This is a genomic window from Embleya sp. L77 (assembly GCF_055557415.1).
In genome coordinates, this window is the sequence record NZ_CM145709.1 from 3,133,840 (window position 1) to 3,147,611 (window position 13,772).

Consider the following 13,772-nt stretch of genomic DNA (forward strand, 5'->3'; position numbering starts at 1 on the left):
GCCCGGCCCACGATTACGCCGGCAACGTCCCGACCCGGTAATGATGCGCGGTTCGGGACGGGGACGGGTGACGAGGCGCGCTTCGCGCGGACTACCCTCCAGAGGTGGAATTCCAAGCTGTCAACGTCCTCGACGCGACGTCCCTCATCTCGACGTTCGGACTCATCGGCATCCTCGCGATCATCTTCGCGGAGACGGGTCTGCTGGTCGGGTTCTTCTTCCCCGGCGACTCGATGCTGTTCCTGGCCGGCGTCGCCGCGTCCTCGTCGGCGGAAGAGATCGTCGGCACGTCCATCTCGCTCCCCTGGTTGCTCCTGGGCGCACCGCTGTGCGCGATCGCCGGCGCCCAACTCGGCCACTTCCTCGGCGCCCGGTTCGGCACGAAGATGTTCAACAAACCGGACTCCAAGCTGTTCAAGGCCGAGTACGTGACCAAGGCCGAGGAGTACTTCGAGAAGTTCGGCCCGGCCAAGGCCGTGCTGCTCGCCCGGTTCATCCCGATCGTCCGCACCTTCCTGAACCCCGTCGCCGGCGTCCTGGAGATGCCCGCGCGGACGTTCTTCCTGTGGAACGTCATCGGCGGCCTGGTGTGGACCGACGGAATCATCCTGCTCGGTTACAAGCTGGGCGACACGATCGGCAGCAGTATCGACAAGTACCTGCTGCCGGGGGTGTTCGTCATCGTGCTGATCTCGTTGCTGCCGATCATCATCGAGGTCATTCGCAGCAAGCGCGAGGCGAAGCGCGAAGCGGCGTCATCGTCGTCGAGTAACTGAACACATACGCTGCGAAGCGGTGGTGCGCCAATGGTGCACCACCGCTTTTCGTTGCCCGCGCCGACGCCTCGATCGGCCGAATTGAAATGCCCGGGCGTGCAACCTTTTCGCGCCGCCGTGCGTCGGGCCGGCTCACGACTATTACCCGGAGACGAAAACACCCTGCCCCCGGACGGGGACCGGGAGCAGGGTGGCTTTCGATGCGGCGTCCGCCCTCGGGCGGGACGCCGCTCCTGCGGCGGCACGAGGCGCCGAGGAGACCCGGACACGCTACGGGAGCGGTACCGGCGGTGGGGTTGGCCGCCGGGTCGGACGGGGAACCGACCCGGCGGCCCGAGGGGAAAGGGCAGGGGTGCTCACGTCCGGTTCGGCGCGAAATGACTCGGCCGCGGGAGCGCGGCGAGTGCGCAGGACGACATACACGACGAATTCATACTTCCCCCCCGGGAAGTCCGGTCGGCGGATGCGCCGACGTCGGAACCGGGTCCGACAATATCCGAGACCGCGAAAAAAGCAACGGCCGCTCCGTGAATGCGCAAGGCATCACACAGTGCGGCCGTCGGTGGAATGGCTCCGCGGGGATTTGATTCAGTTCAGTTCGAGGTCTTCCAGGTGGTAGGCGACCCGGTACTCCAGGCCGGCCTTTTCCACCGTCGGCGCGGCCCCGCGCTCGACGATCACCGCGACCGCCACGACCTCGGCGCCGGCCTCGCGCAGCGCCTCCACCGCGGTCAGCACCGAGCCGCCGGTGGTGGAGGTGTCCTCGACGGCCAGGACCCGGCGACCCTTGACGTCCGGACCCTCGATGCGGCGCTGGAGGCCGTGCGCCTTTCCGGCCTTGCGCACCACGAACGCGTCCAGCTTGCGCCCCTGCGCGGCGGCGGCGTGCAGCATCGCCACGGCGACCGGGTCGGCGCCCAGGGTGAGCCCGCCGACCGCGTCGAACTCCAGATCCGACGTGAGTTCCAGCATGACCCGGCCGACCAGCGGCGCGGCCTCGCCGTCCAGGGTGATCCGGCGCAGGTCGACGTAGTAGTCCGCCTCCCGGCCGGAGGAGAGGACGACCTTGCCGTGCACGACGGCCTTGGTCTTGATCTGGTCGAGGAGCGCATCGCGGTCGGAATTCATGGCACCGGAGCCTAACCGGCGCGACGGCGGCGTACGTGGACCAGACGCCAGACGAGCAGCGCGCCGAGCGCGGGCACCAGTACCCGGACCGCGCGCCGCGCGGCGCGACCGGTGCCGTGGCCGGCCTCGGACCACAGATCCGGCTCGGTGTCGGGCGCGGCCGACCGCGGCGCCGGCGGCTGCGGCTGCGGCTGCCGGGGCCGGGCCTGCGGCGGCGCGAACGGGTCCGCGAGCGGCTCGACCGGCTCGAAGGGGGTGTTCACCGCCGGTACCGGGGCCGATTCGTCGGCCAGCGCCGCGGCGAACAGGTCGGCGGCCCGGGCGAATGCGGCGACCGGCCGCGCCGGGTCGCGCACGGCGGCCGCCGCATCGCCGGCGTCGGTCGGCTCCGGCGTGTCGGCGAACACGATCCGGGTCTCGCCCGGCCCGTCCTGCTCGTCCGCCGCCAGGTCGTACAGCCGCACGGTGAACTCCGCGGCGAACCGGCCCGCGCCGTCGCCGTCGCCGTCCGCGCCCTCGGTGGCCTCGGTGCCCGCCACGCTCGCCACCAGCGCCAGCGGCTCGACCGCATCCGCGAGCCGCAGCCTGCCGCGGTAGGTGACCTCGTCGGCGCCGACCCGCAACCGCCACCGACCGATCAGCTCGACCCCCTCGGCATCCACCCGGGCCGGCTCGTCCAACAGCAGGCCGGGCACGCATTGGGCCAGTCGTTCGGCGTCGTGGAAGGTGTCCCAGACCGATCGCACCGGGATCGGCACGACGACTTCGTACTGCATCCGTTCTCCCCGTTCATGGCAGCGGACGGTGCTCGACCGGCGCGCCCGTGGACCGACCCGTGCGGTCGGCGGCTACCGCCCACCCCATCACACCCGCCGATGCCGCCCGGTCGGCGCGTCGGGGTCGATCACCCGCGGCGTCGTGCCGGGATCGGGGGCCGGGATCGGCGGCCCCTCGGGCAACCGCACCCGGCACGCCCGCGGATAGGCGACCGGCACCACCAGCCCCGCGAACAGCACCGCGGCGCCCGCCAACGCGACGGCCGCGCCCGACGGCCCGGAGCCGAATGCGTGCGTACACCAGCGGGCGAACAGCCACGAGCCGCCCGCCGCGCCGGCGGAGACGATCGCCAGGCCCAGATGGGTACGCGCCACCCGGATCGTGTCCAGGCCGCGCAGCCGCCGGCGCAGCACCAGGGCCGACCACACCAGGCCGATCAGCTGGGCGAGGCCGTATCCCGCGGCCATCCCGGTGACCGCCCACTCGGCGGGCAGCGTCCAGTAGGCCACCAGCGAGAACAGCGCCCCGGCCGCGGTCATCGCGACGTTGGCCCAGAACGGCGTGCGGGCGTCCTGGACCGCGTACAGCCCGCGCTGGATCAGGTATTGCGCCGAGTACGCGATCAACCCGGGCGCGAACGCGGACAGCATCAGCCCCATCGCGCGGGTGTCCGCCTCGGTGGTCACCCCGTGCTGGAAGACCACCGCCGTCACCTGCGGACCCAGTGCCAGGAACAGGAACGACACCGGCACGATCACCAGCGCGTTCAGCCGCAGGCCCCGGGAGATCGACTCGCGTACCCGCGCCGGGTGTCCGTCCGCCGCGGCCCGGCTGATCCGGGGCATCAGCATGGTCACGATCGACACGGTGACCACGCCGTGCGGGACGATCCACAACAACTGGGCGTTGGCGTAGGCGGTGTAGCCCACGCCGTGGCCGAGCCCGGACTCGACCGCTTGGTCGGAGACCTCGACCGCGAGCCGGGTGACCAGCCAATACCCCAGCTGGGAGACGCCGACCATGGCGACCGCCCAGCCGGCCATCCGCAGCGGCGTGCCGAGTCCGTGCCCGCGCCAGTCGAAACGTGGCCGCCAGCGCACCCCGGCGGCGCGCAGATACGGCACCAGCGCGGCGGCCTGCACCACGATCCCCAGCGTGGTGCCCAGGCCGAGCAGGCGGGTCTGGGCGGGGGTGATGCCCGCCGCGTCCCGGACGTCGTGCGCGACCAGCAGGAAGGATCCGAACACCGCGATCACCACGACGTTGTTCAGGATCGGCGTCCAGGCCATCGGCCCGAACCGGCCCCGTGCGTTGAGCACTTCGCCGACCAGGGCGAACACGCCGTAGAAGAGGATCTGCGGCAGGCACATCCGGGCCAGTGCGATGGTCAGTTCGCGCTGCGCGCCGTCGTAGTCCGCGTACGCCGACACGATCGCGGGTGCGGCGAGCACGCCCGCGACGGTGAGCACGAGCAACACGCAGCCGACGGCGGTCAGCAGCCGGTCGGTGTAGCCGGCTCCGCCGTCCGCGTCGCGCCGGGCGGCGCGCACAAGTTGCGGCACCAGCACCGAGTTGAGCGCGCCACCGACGAGCAGGATGTAGAGGATGTTGGGCACCGTGTTCGCGACGTTGTAGCCGTCCGCGAACAACCCCGTGCCCAGCGCCGCGACCACCGTCGCGCTGCGCGCGAAGCCGGTCAGCCGGGACACCGCGGAGCCCAGCGCCAGGCTCGCACCGCCGCGCAACACCGAGCGGCCGGCGCGCACGGCCACGCCCCCTTCGGCCGGACCACGGGCGGGCGCCTGCGAGCGCGCCGACTGTGCGGCGGGTGTCCCGGACGCGCCGTCTCGGCTCTCCTCGCGAGCGTGGCTGCCCTGCGGCGGCGCCGAGACGACATGGCTCACAAACGGCTCCAATTCGGCCTCGATCGGGGTTTGCGACATGCTCCCCCGTTGTCTGAGTCCTCGGGAGGCCACTTCCGTTGCATCCGAATTTCTTGGTGACGAAACCCGCTGCCACGGGCTCTTACAGGAAGCGGGGCTCCCCGCATCCCTCCGTCCCCGAGGAGACGTCCCGTGGTCACGCTGCTCCCGGCGCCGCCCGCGCGCTCGAACGTTCCCGCCGCGGCGCCCACCGCGCCCGGCGCCGGCACTCTCGCCTCCGCCGTGCCGGGCGATCCGAGGCTGCGGGTCGCCCGGCTGACGTCCGACGCGCACCTGGCCCATCTGGACGGACGCGGCGACGCGGGCTTCCTGCAATACCCGTCCTGGGCCGTGGTCAAGGAGGGTTGGCGCAGCGAGGGGATCGGCTGGTACGACGCGAACGGGGTGGTGGTCGGGTCGGCCCTGGTGCTGTACCGCAAGATGCCCAAGGTGCCGTACTGGTTCGCCTACCTACCCGAGGGTCCGGTGATCGACTGGACCGATCCGAATCCGGAGCGCTGGCTCACCCCGCTGATCGAACTCATGCGCAGGCGGAACGTGTTCACCGTGCGGATGGGTCCGCCGCTGGCGCACCGGCGGTGGCGGGCGCAGACGGTCAAGGACGCGGTCAGGCACGGCCTCAAACACCTGGACCGGGTCACCCCCGACGAGATCGACCCGCTCGGCGCCACGGTCGCACTGCGGCTGGGCGACCTGGGCTGGCGTACTTCCGGCGACGGCGCGGACGCACAACCCCGGTACACCTTCGAGTTGCCGTTCGAGAATCAACCGCTGGACCGGATCCGGGCGGGCTTCAACCAGGAGTGGAAGCGGGCGATCACCAAGGCGGGCAAGTCCGGCGTGGACATCACCGTGGGCGGCTACGAGGACCTGCCCGCGTTCTTCGAGTTGCTCCAGGTCACCGAGCGCCGCAACGGCTTCCGACTGGGTCGGGAACTTCCCTATTACGAACGACAGTTCCGCGCCCTCAACACCGAGTCGGCGGGCCGGATGAAGCTCTACCTGGCCCGCTTCGAGGACCGACTGCTCGCCGCGCACACGCTGATCAGCGCGGGCTCGCGGGTGTGGTACCAGACCGGCGCGTCCACCGACCACGGGCGCGGGGTGCGCCCCAGTCACGCCCTCCAGTGGCGGATGATCCAGGACGTGCACGAACGCGGTGTGCCGGTCTACGACATGCGCGGGGTCAGTCCGGTGATCGACCCGGACGACCGGCTGTTCGGCGTGCTGCGCTGGAAGCTGGGTACCAACGGGCGGGTCGTGGAGAACCTGGGCGAGTGGGAGTACCCGGTGGTGCCGGCGCTGCACAAGGCGTTCCGGGCGTACATGTCGATCCGCTGAACACCGGATGAGGGCCGTACGAGGGCTGCGGGAGGGCCGGATCGGCCGTACGCGGGCTGTTCACCCGCGCGCGTAGTCGGCGATGCGCGGGTTGGTCAGGGTGGACGGCGGCACGTCCACGCGCGCCTCGTGCGGCGGGAACCAGACGGCCCGGACCAGTCGGTCGGCGGCCAGGAACGGCACCACGGCCGGGTCCGGCGCGTCGTCGGCGGCCCGCAACCCGGTGCCGGCGGCGATCGCGGCGAGGACGAAGCCGCGATCGGCCGGGCCCGGCACGGTGACCCGGTACGGCAGCGTGCGCAGGCCCGCGGCGCGCAGGCCGGCCTCCGCGCACCAGTAGGCGCGCGGGTGTGCGTCCGGTGCGGGTGCGTGCACCACGATCCGGCCGGCCGGGCGCAGCACGGTCCGGGTCAGGCCGTAGAACTCCCGCGTGTACAGCCGCGCGGCGGTGCCCGCGGCGGGCCCGGGCAGGTCGGCCACGACCACATCGAAGCGCTCCGCGGCGGCCCGCACCCACGCGAAGGCGTCGGCGCCGACGACGCGCACGCGCGGATCAGCGAACGCATCGCCGGCCAGTGCACGCAGCGCCGGATCGGTGCGCGCGGGCGCGGTCTCGGCCACCCGTGCCACCACGAGCACCACCTCGCGCACGGCCGGGTAGCGCAGCACCTCGCGCAGCGCCAGCCCGTCGCCGCCGCCGAGCACGAGCACCCGCTCGTGCCGACCGGCCATCGCGGGGTGCACGAGCGCCTGTGCGGCCTCGCTCGCCCCCGGGGCCGCCACCCGCCGCTCGCCGTCCACGTGCAACTCGGGGCCGGCTCCGGTGTGGGTGAGCACCACGTCCTCCCGCGCGGACACCACGTCCCCGTCGAAGAGCGCGTCGCGCGCGGCCCGTTCGAAGGCGGGCGTGTACAGCCAGGTGCCGGCCAGCAGCGCGAGCACCGCACCCGCCGACGCATACATCCCCATCCGCAGCCGAAGCCGCAGATCGGTGCGGAACAGCCACAGGACCACGAGTGCGCCCGCGATCGCGTTGACCACGCCCGCGAGCAGCACGGTGCGCAGTTGGCCCAGGTGCGGCAGCAGCAGGAACGGGAAGAGCAGGCCGCCGATCAGCGCGCCCACGTAGTCCGCCGCGAACAGGTCGGCCACCGCACTGCCCGCCTCCTGTGGACGGATCCGCTGCACCAGCGTCATCAGCAGCGGGATCTCGGCCCCGATCAGCAGCCCGAGCACGGCCGAGACGGCGATCATCGGCCAGCGGTAGACGTCGTACCAGGCGAAGGCGGCGTACAACCCGGTCGCGCACATCCCGCCGCACGCCGCGAGCAGGATCTCGGCGGCGATGAACGCCGCCGCGGCCCGGCGCGCGAGCGGCTTGGCGGCCAGCGCACCGACACCCATCGCGAAGACCATCACCGAGAGCACGATCGAGGTCTCCACCACCGGGTCGCCGCCGAGCGTGCCGCCGAGCGCGGCCAGCGCGAGTTCGTAGACCAGCCCGCACGCCGCGCAGACCAGTACGGCGAGCAGGACCACGAACCGCGCCGGCCCGGGCGCGATCGCGGCCGGGCGCGGCCGGGCCGCGGACACGCGCGCGATGGTCGCGGCGCGCGGTGCGGGGGAGTTCACCCCGAGCACGGTAGGCGCGAAGCACCCGGACGGCATCGAACGCGCCGACGGTTCACCCGAACCGGCTAGTGCGGGGCCGGCACCGAGGCCGGGAGGCGGAGGCGGGGCCCGGGGGCGGGGCGGAGCAGGGCCCTGGGGCGGAGCCGGAACCGAGGCCGGAGCGGAGGCGGAACCGATGCCGGGCCGGAGTCCGGGGGCGGAGCCGGAACCGGAGCCGAGGCCGGAGTCCGGAGGCGGAACCGGAGTCCGGGGGCGGAACCGGAGCCGGAGTCCGGAACCGGAGTCCGGGGGCGGAACCGGAGCCGGAGTCCGGAACCGGAGTCCGGGGGCGGAACCGGAGCCGAGGCCGGAGCCGGCACACGTTCACGGACGCGCCGCCGGCACCGGCCCTGGCCCCGGTCCCGCCCCAGCCCCGACCCCGGCACGAAGGTGGGCCGACTCGGACCGGCCCCCGCCCCGCCGGGCCAGGTCAGACCGGGCCGACCCGAGCCGGGCCGGCCCCCGCCCCGCCCCGCCGGCTCAGGCGATGCATGCCGACACGATCGCGGCGATCGCGATCTGGGAGGACGCGGTGACCCACACGCACGGGTGCGGTTCGCGTTCGACCACGGTGGCGCCGAGTCGGCCCGGGGTGACCAGGTCGATCACCAGGAAGGCGATGGCCATCAGGATCAGCCCGGAGACGCCGAACATCGCCGTGGAGGCGAGGCCCTTGCCGAACTCGTCGTAGGTGGTCGCGATCGCCGTGGTGACGATCATGCCCACGCCCAGCAGCGCCGAGGAGAGCACCAGGGCCGCGTTGCGATTGCGTTCGATCCAGATCTGCCGGCCGAGGTTGCCGGGGGTCAGCACGTCCACGAGCACGAAGCCGAGGACCATGAGCACGATGCCCACTCCCCCGTACGCGAACGCGTAGCCGACACCTTCCGCAAGGTCCTTGAACATGGCCGCCGTCCCCCATCGTCGTCGGATCACCTGATGGGGCGTCATTGTGTCGGATCGACTCGTGCGATCGTCACATCGCGCGGCTCCGAGTGTTCACGATCCGGCACTCCTGCGGATAGGTGTGCCAGGTGGACCAGACCGCGCCGGCCCCGCACCGCTCGACCACCATCGCGGTGACCGCGTGCGGCAGCCCCGGATAATCGCCGACCAGGCCGTACTCGTGCCCGCTCGCCAGGGCGACGATCTCGCGCACCCGCGCGACGAACGCCGTGTCCTCCAGCCGCTGGGTCAGCGCGGTGAACTCGTACTCCCACCGGCCGAGCCGGGTGGCCGCCCGGGCGGGCAGCGGGGTGGACGCGCCCGGCACGCACGCGACGGTCTCCGACACCGGCGCGCCCTCCCCCCGGCCGGGGCTGATCAGCATCTGGTGCGACGCGCCCAGCAGCCGCAGCTCCAGATTCAGCCCTCCGAGTTCGACGGCGCGCTCGGCCAGCGCGGGAAGCGGCGGCAGGCCCAGGCACCAGCCGAGGTCGTCCGCACGGGTGTCGGTGTACGTGGTGGTGAGTGTGGCGTGCATTCTCGCGCTCATCTGTCCGGGCAACGGGGAAGACCCCACGGGAGGCTCCCGGGGGCGACAATCGGCTGCAAACCAGGGGACATGACTCACGGTAGGCGCCCGAAGGCACAGCGTCGTCACCCGTGAAGGTGAAAGGCATTGACACGAATGGGTGAAGGGCGCCCTGTGGGCGGCCCCGACCGGCACGCGAGGATGGGCGGGTAGACCGAACCCCGCGAAGGAGCCGTACGGATGAACCGACCGCTGCTGGCCCGACACCTGGACGGCCTGGGCACCACGATCTTCGCCGAGATGTCCGCCCTCGCGCGCACCACCGGCGCGATCAACCTCGGCCAGGGCTTTCCCGACACCGACGGCCCGGCGGAGGTGATCGAGGTCGCGGTCGCCGCCATGCGTGACGGCGCGAATCAGTACCCGCCGGGCGACGGCATCCCCGATCTACGCCTGGCCGTGGCCGAGCACCGGCAGCGCTTCTACGGGCAGACCTTCGACCCCGACTCCGAGGTGCTGATCACCACCGGCGCGACCGAGGCGATCGCCGCGGCCCTGCTCGCGCTGCTGGAGCCGGGCGACGAGGTGGTCGCACTCGAACCGTTCTACGACTCGTACGCGGCCTGCATCGCGATGGCCGGCGCACGCCGGGTCGGCGTCACCCTGCGCCCCCCGCACTTCCGGCCGGACCCGGCCGAGCTGCGCGCGGCGATCACCGACCGCACCCGGGTGATCATGCTCAACACCCCGCACAACCCGACGGGCACCGTGCTCACCCGGGCCGAACTGGAGACGATCGCCGAGATCGCGATCGAACACGACCTGATCGTGATCACCGACGAGGTGTACGAACACCTCGTCTACACCGGCGAGCACATCCCGATCTCCACCCTGCCGGGCATGCGCGAGCGCACCGTCACCATCTCCTCGGCGGGCAAGACCTTCTCGTTCACCGGCTGGAAGATCGGCTGGGTGTGCGCCCCGCGGGAGCTGATCGCGGCGGTGCGCACCACCAAGCAGTTCCTGACCTACACCTCGGGTGCGCCGTTCCAGCCCGCCGTCGCGCACGCGCTGCGCTTGCCGGACGAGTACTTCAGCGGGCTGCGCGAGGACCTGCGCCACAAGCGCGACCTGCTCGGCGGCGGTCTGCGCGCGGCCGGGCTGACCGTGTACGAGCCGCAGGGGACCTACTTCACCACCACCGACATCACCCCACTCGGCTACGCGGACGGCCTGGACTTCTGCCGCCGGCTGCCCGAGCTGCGCGGTGTGGTCGCGATCCCGGAGGTGGTCTTCTTCGACGACGTCGAGGTCGGCCGGCCCCTGGTGCGATTCGCCTTCTGCAAGCGGGTCGAGGTGCTGGAGGAGGCGGCCAAGCGGCTCGCGGCGGGCGGCTGAGCCGGACCCGCGCGCCCGGGTACCGGCGGATGTGTGGGGGCGGGCCGCCCCCACACACGACACGGCACAACGCGCGTGGCGACTACGCCTCGCCGTCGGCCGCCGGCTTGTCCTCGGGACCGTACTGCTCGTTGATCCAGTTCCCGAACGAGATGCACGTGCTGATCCACGCGCGCGTGGTGAACACGAACAGCTCGCGGTTGATGCCGGGCTCGCAGTCGAGCTGGGCCTCGCCGATCAGCCGCAGCTTGCCCTCGTGCTCGTGCGTATAGACCTTGGGCCAGAAGAACTGGCGGTGCCACTCGTCGAGCAGCTCCAGCATCCGCGGCCGCTCGGCGGGGTCGAACTCACGGTCCAGGAACATCCGGACCGTGAAGATCTCGTGCTTGTCCCCGCGCAGCATGAAGTAGACGCGGAAACCGTCCCAAGGCGCGCAGACGTCACCTTCCTCGTCGGTGAAATGGTTCACCTGAAGCTCGTCGAGGACCTGATTGATCAGCTCCGCCGACGGCTTGACGACCGGTGCGGCCGGAACGAAGGTCGACCTCGGAAGCGAGGACGGGTCGATGCTCATGAAGGATCCTCTCCAGACGTATGGACGCCATCCTCTCTCATTCGGCCCAGAGCGGTGGGCCACGACCGAGCCCCTATTCGTACTCGGTACCACCCTTACGGGTCAGGTAGGCCGCGGAGACGATCTTGCCGATCGCACGGCCGCCGACCACGTCGCTGTACCGCTCCCGGGCCGGGCGCACCACGAGCCCCTCACGCAGGTGCGCGGCCGTGCCCGAGACGGTCTCCCGGCCCTCGGCCAGGGCCAGCAGCGCGGCCTCGTCGTAGGGCCCGGCATACAGCGTCGGCACCACCGGCAGCACGGTCTCCAGGCCGGCGAGCAGGTCGGCCAGCTGCTCGGCGTCCACCCGGCGCACCGCCCCGGCGGCGTCCGCGAGTGCGACGTCGAAGACCGCGTAACCCGGCAGCTCCGAACGGCCCTGCGCGCCGTACCCCAGGTCCTGTACGCCCTGCCCGAACACCTCGCCGAACACACCCACCCGGGCCGCACCGAAGCGCGCGGCCAGCTCCGCGGCGGCCTCGGGCAGCCGGTGTGCGAGCACGCTGCGCCAATAGAGGTTGTGCTCGTCCCGGGCCAGGGCCTGTGACCTGGCGCCGAAGCCCTTGGAGGACACGAAGCTCTCGCCGGTGTCGGCCACGTAGGTGTACAGGCACGCGGTCCCGTGGATCTTCTCGGTCGCCACCACCGGCTCGCCGGCCGTGAACAGCGCGGGATAGCGCCGCACGTTCTCGACGTCCACCCACGGCAGCAGCTCGGCCGCGGGCACGATGTCGCCGCTCATGTGCACGGGGATAGGCGGCACCCACTTGACGATGCCGAGCAGTTCGGCGAAGTCCTTGTCGTCGGCGAGCGCGGCCGCCAGGTCCAGGCCGGCCAACGCCGCCGGCCGGCACACGATGCCCTGCGAGAGCTCGCCGCGCAGCCGGATCGCCCGGACCCGGTTCTTCGCCGACCCCGCGAGCCGCCCGGTGAGCCCGAGCTCCTCGATCAGCGGGTCCGGCAGCACCGACTGCTCCGGGATGTACACCGCGACGTCACCGGTGACGTAGGCCCCCTTGGCGACGACGGCGCGGTACAGCCCGACCTGGGCCAGCTCCAGCGCATCCGCGTTCGGGTGTGCGTGTACGACCAACCGCTCGGCCGTGACCCTGAGTGTGGACATGAGGCGCCCCTTCCCCCGTGCTCGCTTCGGGGTGAATCCCCGTGCACCCCACGGTCCCAAGCATCCGGGCGGGGCGGCCAACGATTTACCGGCGCCCTGGGACAGGATGGGACTCATGCCGAACTTCATCGAGAAGCCGACGGTTGTCGAGGCCGCCGGCAACATCCCCAAGACCATTCGCGAGTTCGTCGGCCGGGTGAACACCGGCGACGAGGCGCTCAGCATCGCGCACATGACCAGCCCGGGCGGCTGGGAGGAGCCGGGCCAGCGCCCCGAGTTCGACGAGTACACGGTCGTCCTGCGCGGCGTGCTGACCGTCGAGTTCGAGGGCGGCGTCCAGGAGGTCACGGCCGGCCAGGCCATCCACACCGCCGCCGGCGAATGGGTGCGCTACAGCACCAGGGGCACCGAGGGCGCCGACTACATCGCCGTCTGCCTCCCGGGCTTCACCCCGAACACGGTGCACCGCGACGCGTAGGCCGCGGCCGGCCCGGGGCGCTGGCCCGGCGGGTGGCGATCGCCGCGACCCGCCGGGGTGCCGGAGTGCGAGCGGGTCAGATCTTGGCGGTGATGGTCGACACGAACTTCGGCAGCAGTTCGCTCTGCCATCCGCTCCAGGGCCGGTCGGTGCCCTCCTTGGTGAGGCTGCCCGAACCGTCGATCTGAAGGGCGTACTGCCCCTTGCGCATCCGCAACGTGTTGCTCGAGTAGTAGGCGTCGTCGGCGCCCCCGGCGGTGCCGAGCGCCTTGAAGTCGGACGCGACCCGCTGCGCGCTGTTCTTGCCGAGGTCCCAGTTGTAGTCGAGCTCCTTGGGAGCGTCGATGTTGTTGATCTGGATGGTCAGCTTGATCACGTTGCTGTAGCCGAAGCCGCGCTTGGAGGTCATCGTGTAGAGGCAGGTCGTGCTGCGCACCGCCGGCCCCCGGGACGCGTAGGAACCGGCAGCCTTGGCGGTGCCCTGTTCCTCCTGGGTGAGCACCTCGGGGATGACCTTGGCGATCTCGTCCGGCCGGATCAGGTCGCACACGTCCGGCCAGGTGGACATGTCGCTTGCGACCGGCGCGAACTTGCCGCCGCTCTTGGGCGCGGGCGGCGCCTCGGGGCGCGAGGCGGCCTTGGACGCCGCCACGCTCGGGGTGCCGGCGACCGCGTTCGGGTCGAAGCTCTCCAGTTTGCGGACGCTCTCCGTGGGCGGCAACTTGACCGCTTCGTTCTTCTTCCCGTCCGTGCCGTTGATCAGCAGTGCCGCGATCACCGTCGCCGCCGTGCCGGCCGCGAGCACGGCCAGCCAACTGAAGACCTGCTTGCGGCGGTTGGGCCGCGGCGGCTCGGGCGGATACGGCGGCGGGTAACCGGGCGTCCCGTAGCCGGGCGGCGGCCCGTACTGCCCCGGCCCGCCGTACCGGCCGGGCGGCGGCTGCTGGCCGTACCCGCCCTGCGGCGGGTAGCCGGGCCCTTGGCCGGGGTATTGGCCGGAGTTCGGGCTGTTGTACTGGCCGGTCATCGAGTGCTCCCGTGGTGACGAAC

The 13,772-nt window shown here is 72.0% G+C and carries 13 protein-coding genes; 4 read left to right on the top strand and 9 right to left on the bottom strand.

Features of this window, described 5'->3' with window-relative positions; translation table 11 throughout:
- Positions 1-104: 104 nt before the first annotated feature.
- Positions 105-776 (top strand): DedA family protein, encoded by a 672-nt coding sequence (locus tag ACZOOI_RS13215; protein ID WP_391589198.1) that lies wholly within the window; start codon positions 105-107, stop codon positions 774-776.
- A gap of 588 nt (positions 777-1,364) precedes the next feature.
- Here ACZOOI_RS13215 and pyrE read toward each other — a convergent pair.
- The 3 genes from pyrE to murJ all read right to left on the bottom strand — a co-directional run bounded on the left by pyrE (position 1,365) and on the right by murJ (position 4,624).
- Positions 1,365-1,904, bottom strand: a complete 540-nt coding sequence (gene pyrE / locus ACZOOI_RS13220) for an orotate phosphoribosyltransferase (RefSeq protein ID WP_391589199.1) — start codon at positions 1,902-1,904, stop codon at positions 1,365-1,367.
- An 11-nt stretch (positions 1,905-1,915) separates the two neighbouring features.
- Positions 1,916-2,680, bottom strand: coding sequence for a hypothetical protein (locus ACZOOI_RS13225; RefSeq protein WP_465280832.1), 765 nt, complete (start codon positions 2,678-2,680; stop codon positions 1,916-1,918).
- 87 nt (positions 2,681-2,767) lie between these two features.
- Entirely contained in the window at positions 2,768-4,624 is a 1,857-nt protein-coding gene (gene murJ, locus ACZOOI_RS13230) for a murein biosynthesis integral membrane protein MurJ (RefSeq protein WP_465280833.1), read from the bottom strand.
- 132 nt (positions 4,625-4,756) lie between these two features.
- Here murJ and ACZOOI_RS13235 point away from each other — a divergent pair, with 132 nt between their 5' ends.
- Positions 4,757-5,965, top strand: coding sequence for a lipid II:glycine glycyltransferase FemX (locus ACZOOI_RS13235; protein WP_465280834.1), 1,209 nt, complete (start codon positions 4,757-4,759; stop codon positions 5,963-5,965).
- Between the two features lie 60 nt (positions 5,966-6,025).
- On the opposite strand, the gene ACZOOI_RS13240 is transcribed toward ACZOOI_RS13235, so the two are convergent.
- The 3 genes from ACZOOI_RS13240 to ACZOOI_RS13250 all read right to left on the bottom strand — a co-directional run bounded on the left by ACZOOI_RS13240 (position 6,026) and on the right by ACZOOI_RS13250 (position 9,119).
- Positions 6,026-7,597: a polyamine aminopropyltransferase gene (locus ACZOOI_RS13240; RefSeq protein WP_465280835.1), complete on the bottom strand. Its 1,572-nt coding sequence runs from the start codon at positions 7,595-7,597 to the stop codon at positions 6,026-6,028.
- A 519-nt stretch (positions 7,598-8,116) separates the two neighbouring features.
- Positions 8,117-8,542 carry a DUF350 domain-containing protein gene (locus ACZOOI_RS13245; protein WP_391589204.1) on the bottom strand — a complete coding sequence of 142 codons (426 nt, stop codon included), beginning with the start codon at positions 8,540-8,542 and terminating at the stop codon, positions 8,117-8,119.
- Between the two features lie 70 nt (positions 8,543-8,612).
- Positions 8,613-9,119 carry a DUF2617 family protein gene (locus ACZOOI_RS13250; RefSeq protein ID WP_465280836.1) on the bottom strand — a complete coding sequence of 169 codons (507 nt, stop codon included), beginning with the start codon at positions 9,117-9,119 and terminating at the stop codon, positions 8,613-8,615.
- A 231-nt stretch (positions 9,120-9,350) separates the two neighbouring features.
- Here ACZOOI_RS13250 and ACZOOI_RS13255 point away from each other — a divergent pair, with 231 nt between their 5' ends.
- The gene (locus tag ACZOOI_RS13255) at positions 9,351-10,508 is read left to right on the top strand and encodes a pyridoxal phosphate-dependent aminotransferase (protein ID WP_465280837.1); all 1,158 of its coding nucleotides are present in this window, start codon (positions 9,351-9,353) and stop codon (positions 10,506-10,508) included.
- Positions 10,509-10,590: 82 nt separating this feature from the next.
- On the opposite strand, the gene ACZOOI_RS13260 is transcribed toward ACZOOI_RS13255, so the two are convergent.
- Together ACZOOI_RS13260 and ACZOOI_RS13265 are read right to left on the bottom strand one after the other, a co-directional pair.
- Positions 10,591-11,082, bottom strand: coding sequence for a type III secretion system chaperone family protein (locus ACZOOI_RS13260; protein WP_391589207.1), 492 nt, complete (start codon positions 11,080-11,082; stop codon positions 10,591-10,593).
- Positions 11,083-11,155: 73 nt separating this feature from the next.
- A complete protein-coding gene (locus tag ACZOOI_RS13265; RefSeq protein ID WP_465280838.1) occupies positions 11,156-12,244 on the bottom strand; it encodes an RNA ligase (ATP) in 1,089 nt (362 codons plus the stop codon).
- A gap of 115 nt (positions 12,245-12,359) precedes the next feature.
- Between ACZOOI_RS13265 and ACZOOI_RS13270 the strand changes: the two genes are divergently transcribed.
- Entirely contained in the window at positions 12,360-12,722 is a 363-nt protein-coding gene (locus ACZOOI_RS13270) for a cupin domain-containing protein (RefSeq protein ID WP_465280839.1), read from the top strand.
- Positions 12,723-12,798: 76 nt separating this feature from the next.
- On the opposite strand, the gene ACZOOI_RS13275 is transcribed toward ACZOOI_RS13270, so the two are convergent.
- Positions 12,799-13,749 (bottom strand): hypothetical protein, encoded by a 951-nt coding sequence (locus tag ACZOOI_RS13275; protein WP_465280840.1) that lies wholly within the window; start codon positions 13,747-13,749, stop codon positions 12,799-12,801.
- Positions 13,750-13,772 lie beyond the last annotated feature (23 nt).

Excerpts from the sequence above, each read along its gene's own strand:
- pyrE (WP_391589199.1), bottom strand. The coding sequence starts at position 1,904 with ATGAATTCCGACCGCGATGCGCTCCTCGACCAGATCAAGACCAAGGCC.
- ACZOOI_RS13225 (WP_465280832.1), bottom strand. The coding sequence starts at position 2,680 with ATGCAGTACGAAGTCGTCGTGCCGATCCCGGTGCGATCGGTCTGGGAC.
- murJ (WP_465280833.1), bottom strand. The coding sequence starts at position 4,624 with ATGTCGCAAACCCCGATCGAGGCCGAATTGGAGCCGTTTGTGAGCCAT.
- ACZOOI_RS13245 (WP_391589204.1), bottom strand. The coding sequence starts at position 8,542 with ATGTTCAAGGACCTTGCGGAAGGTGTCGGCTACGCGTTCGCGTACGGG.
- ACZOOI_RS13250 (WP_465280836.1), bottom strand. The coding sequence starts at position 9,119 with ATGCACGCCACACTCACCACCACGTACACCGACACCCGTGCGGACGAC.
- ACZOOI_RS13255 (WP_465280837.1), top strand. The coding sequence starts at position 9,351 with ATGAACCGACCGCTGCTGGCCCGACACCTGGACGGCCTGGGCACCACG.
- ACZOOI_RS13260 (WP_391589207.1), bottom strand. The coding sequence starts at position 11,082 with ATGAGCATCGACCCGTCCTCGCTTCCGAGGTCGACCTTCGTTCCGGCC.
- ACZOOI_RS13265 (WP_465280838.1), bottom strand. The coding sequence starts at position 12,244 with ATGTCCACACTCAGGGTCACGGCCGAGCGGTTGGTCGTACACGCACAC.
- ACZOOI_RS13270 (WP_465280839.1), top strand. The coding sequence starts at position 12,360 with ATGCCGAACTTCATCGAGAAGCCGACGGTTGTCGAGGCCGCCGGCAAC.
- ACZOOI_RS13275 (WP_465280840.1), bottom strand. The coding sequence starts at position 13,749 with ATGACCGGCCAGTACAACAGCCCGAACTCCGGCCAATACCCCGGCCAA.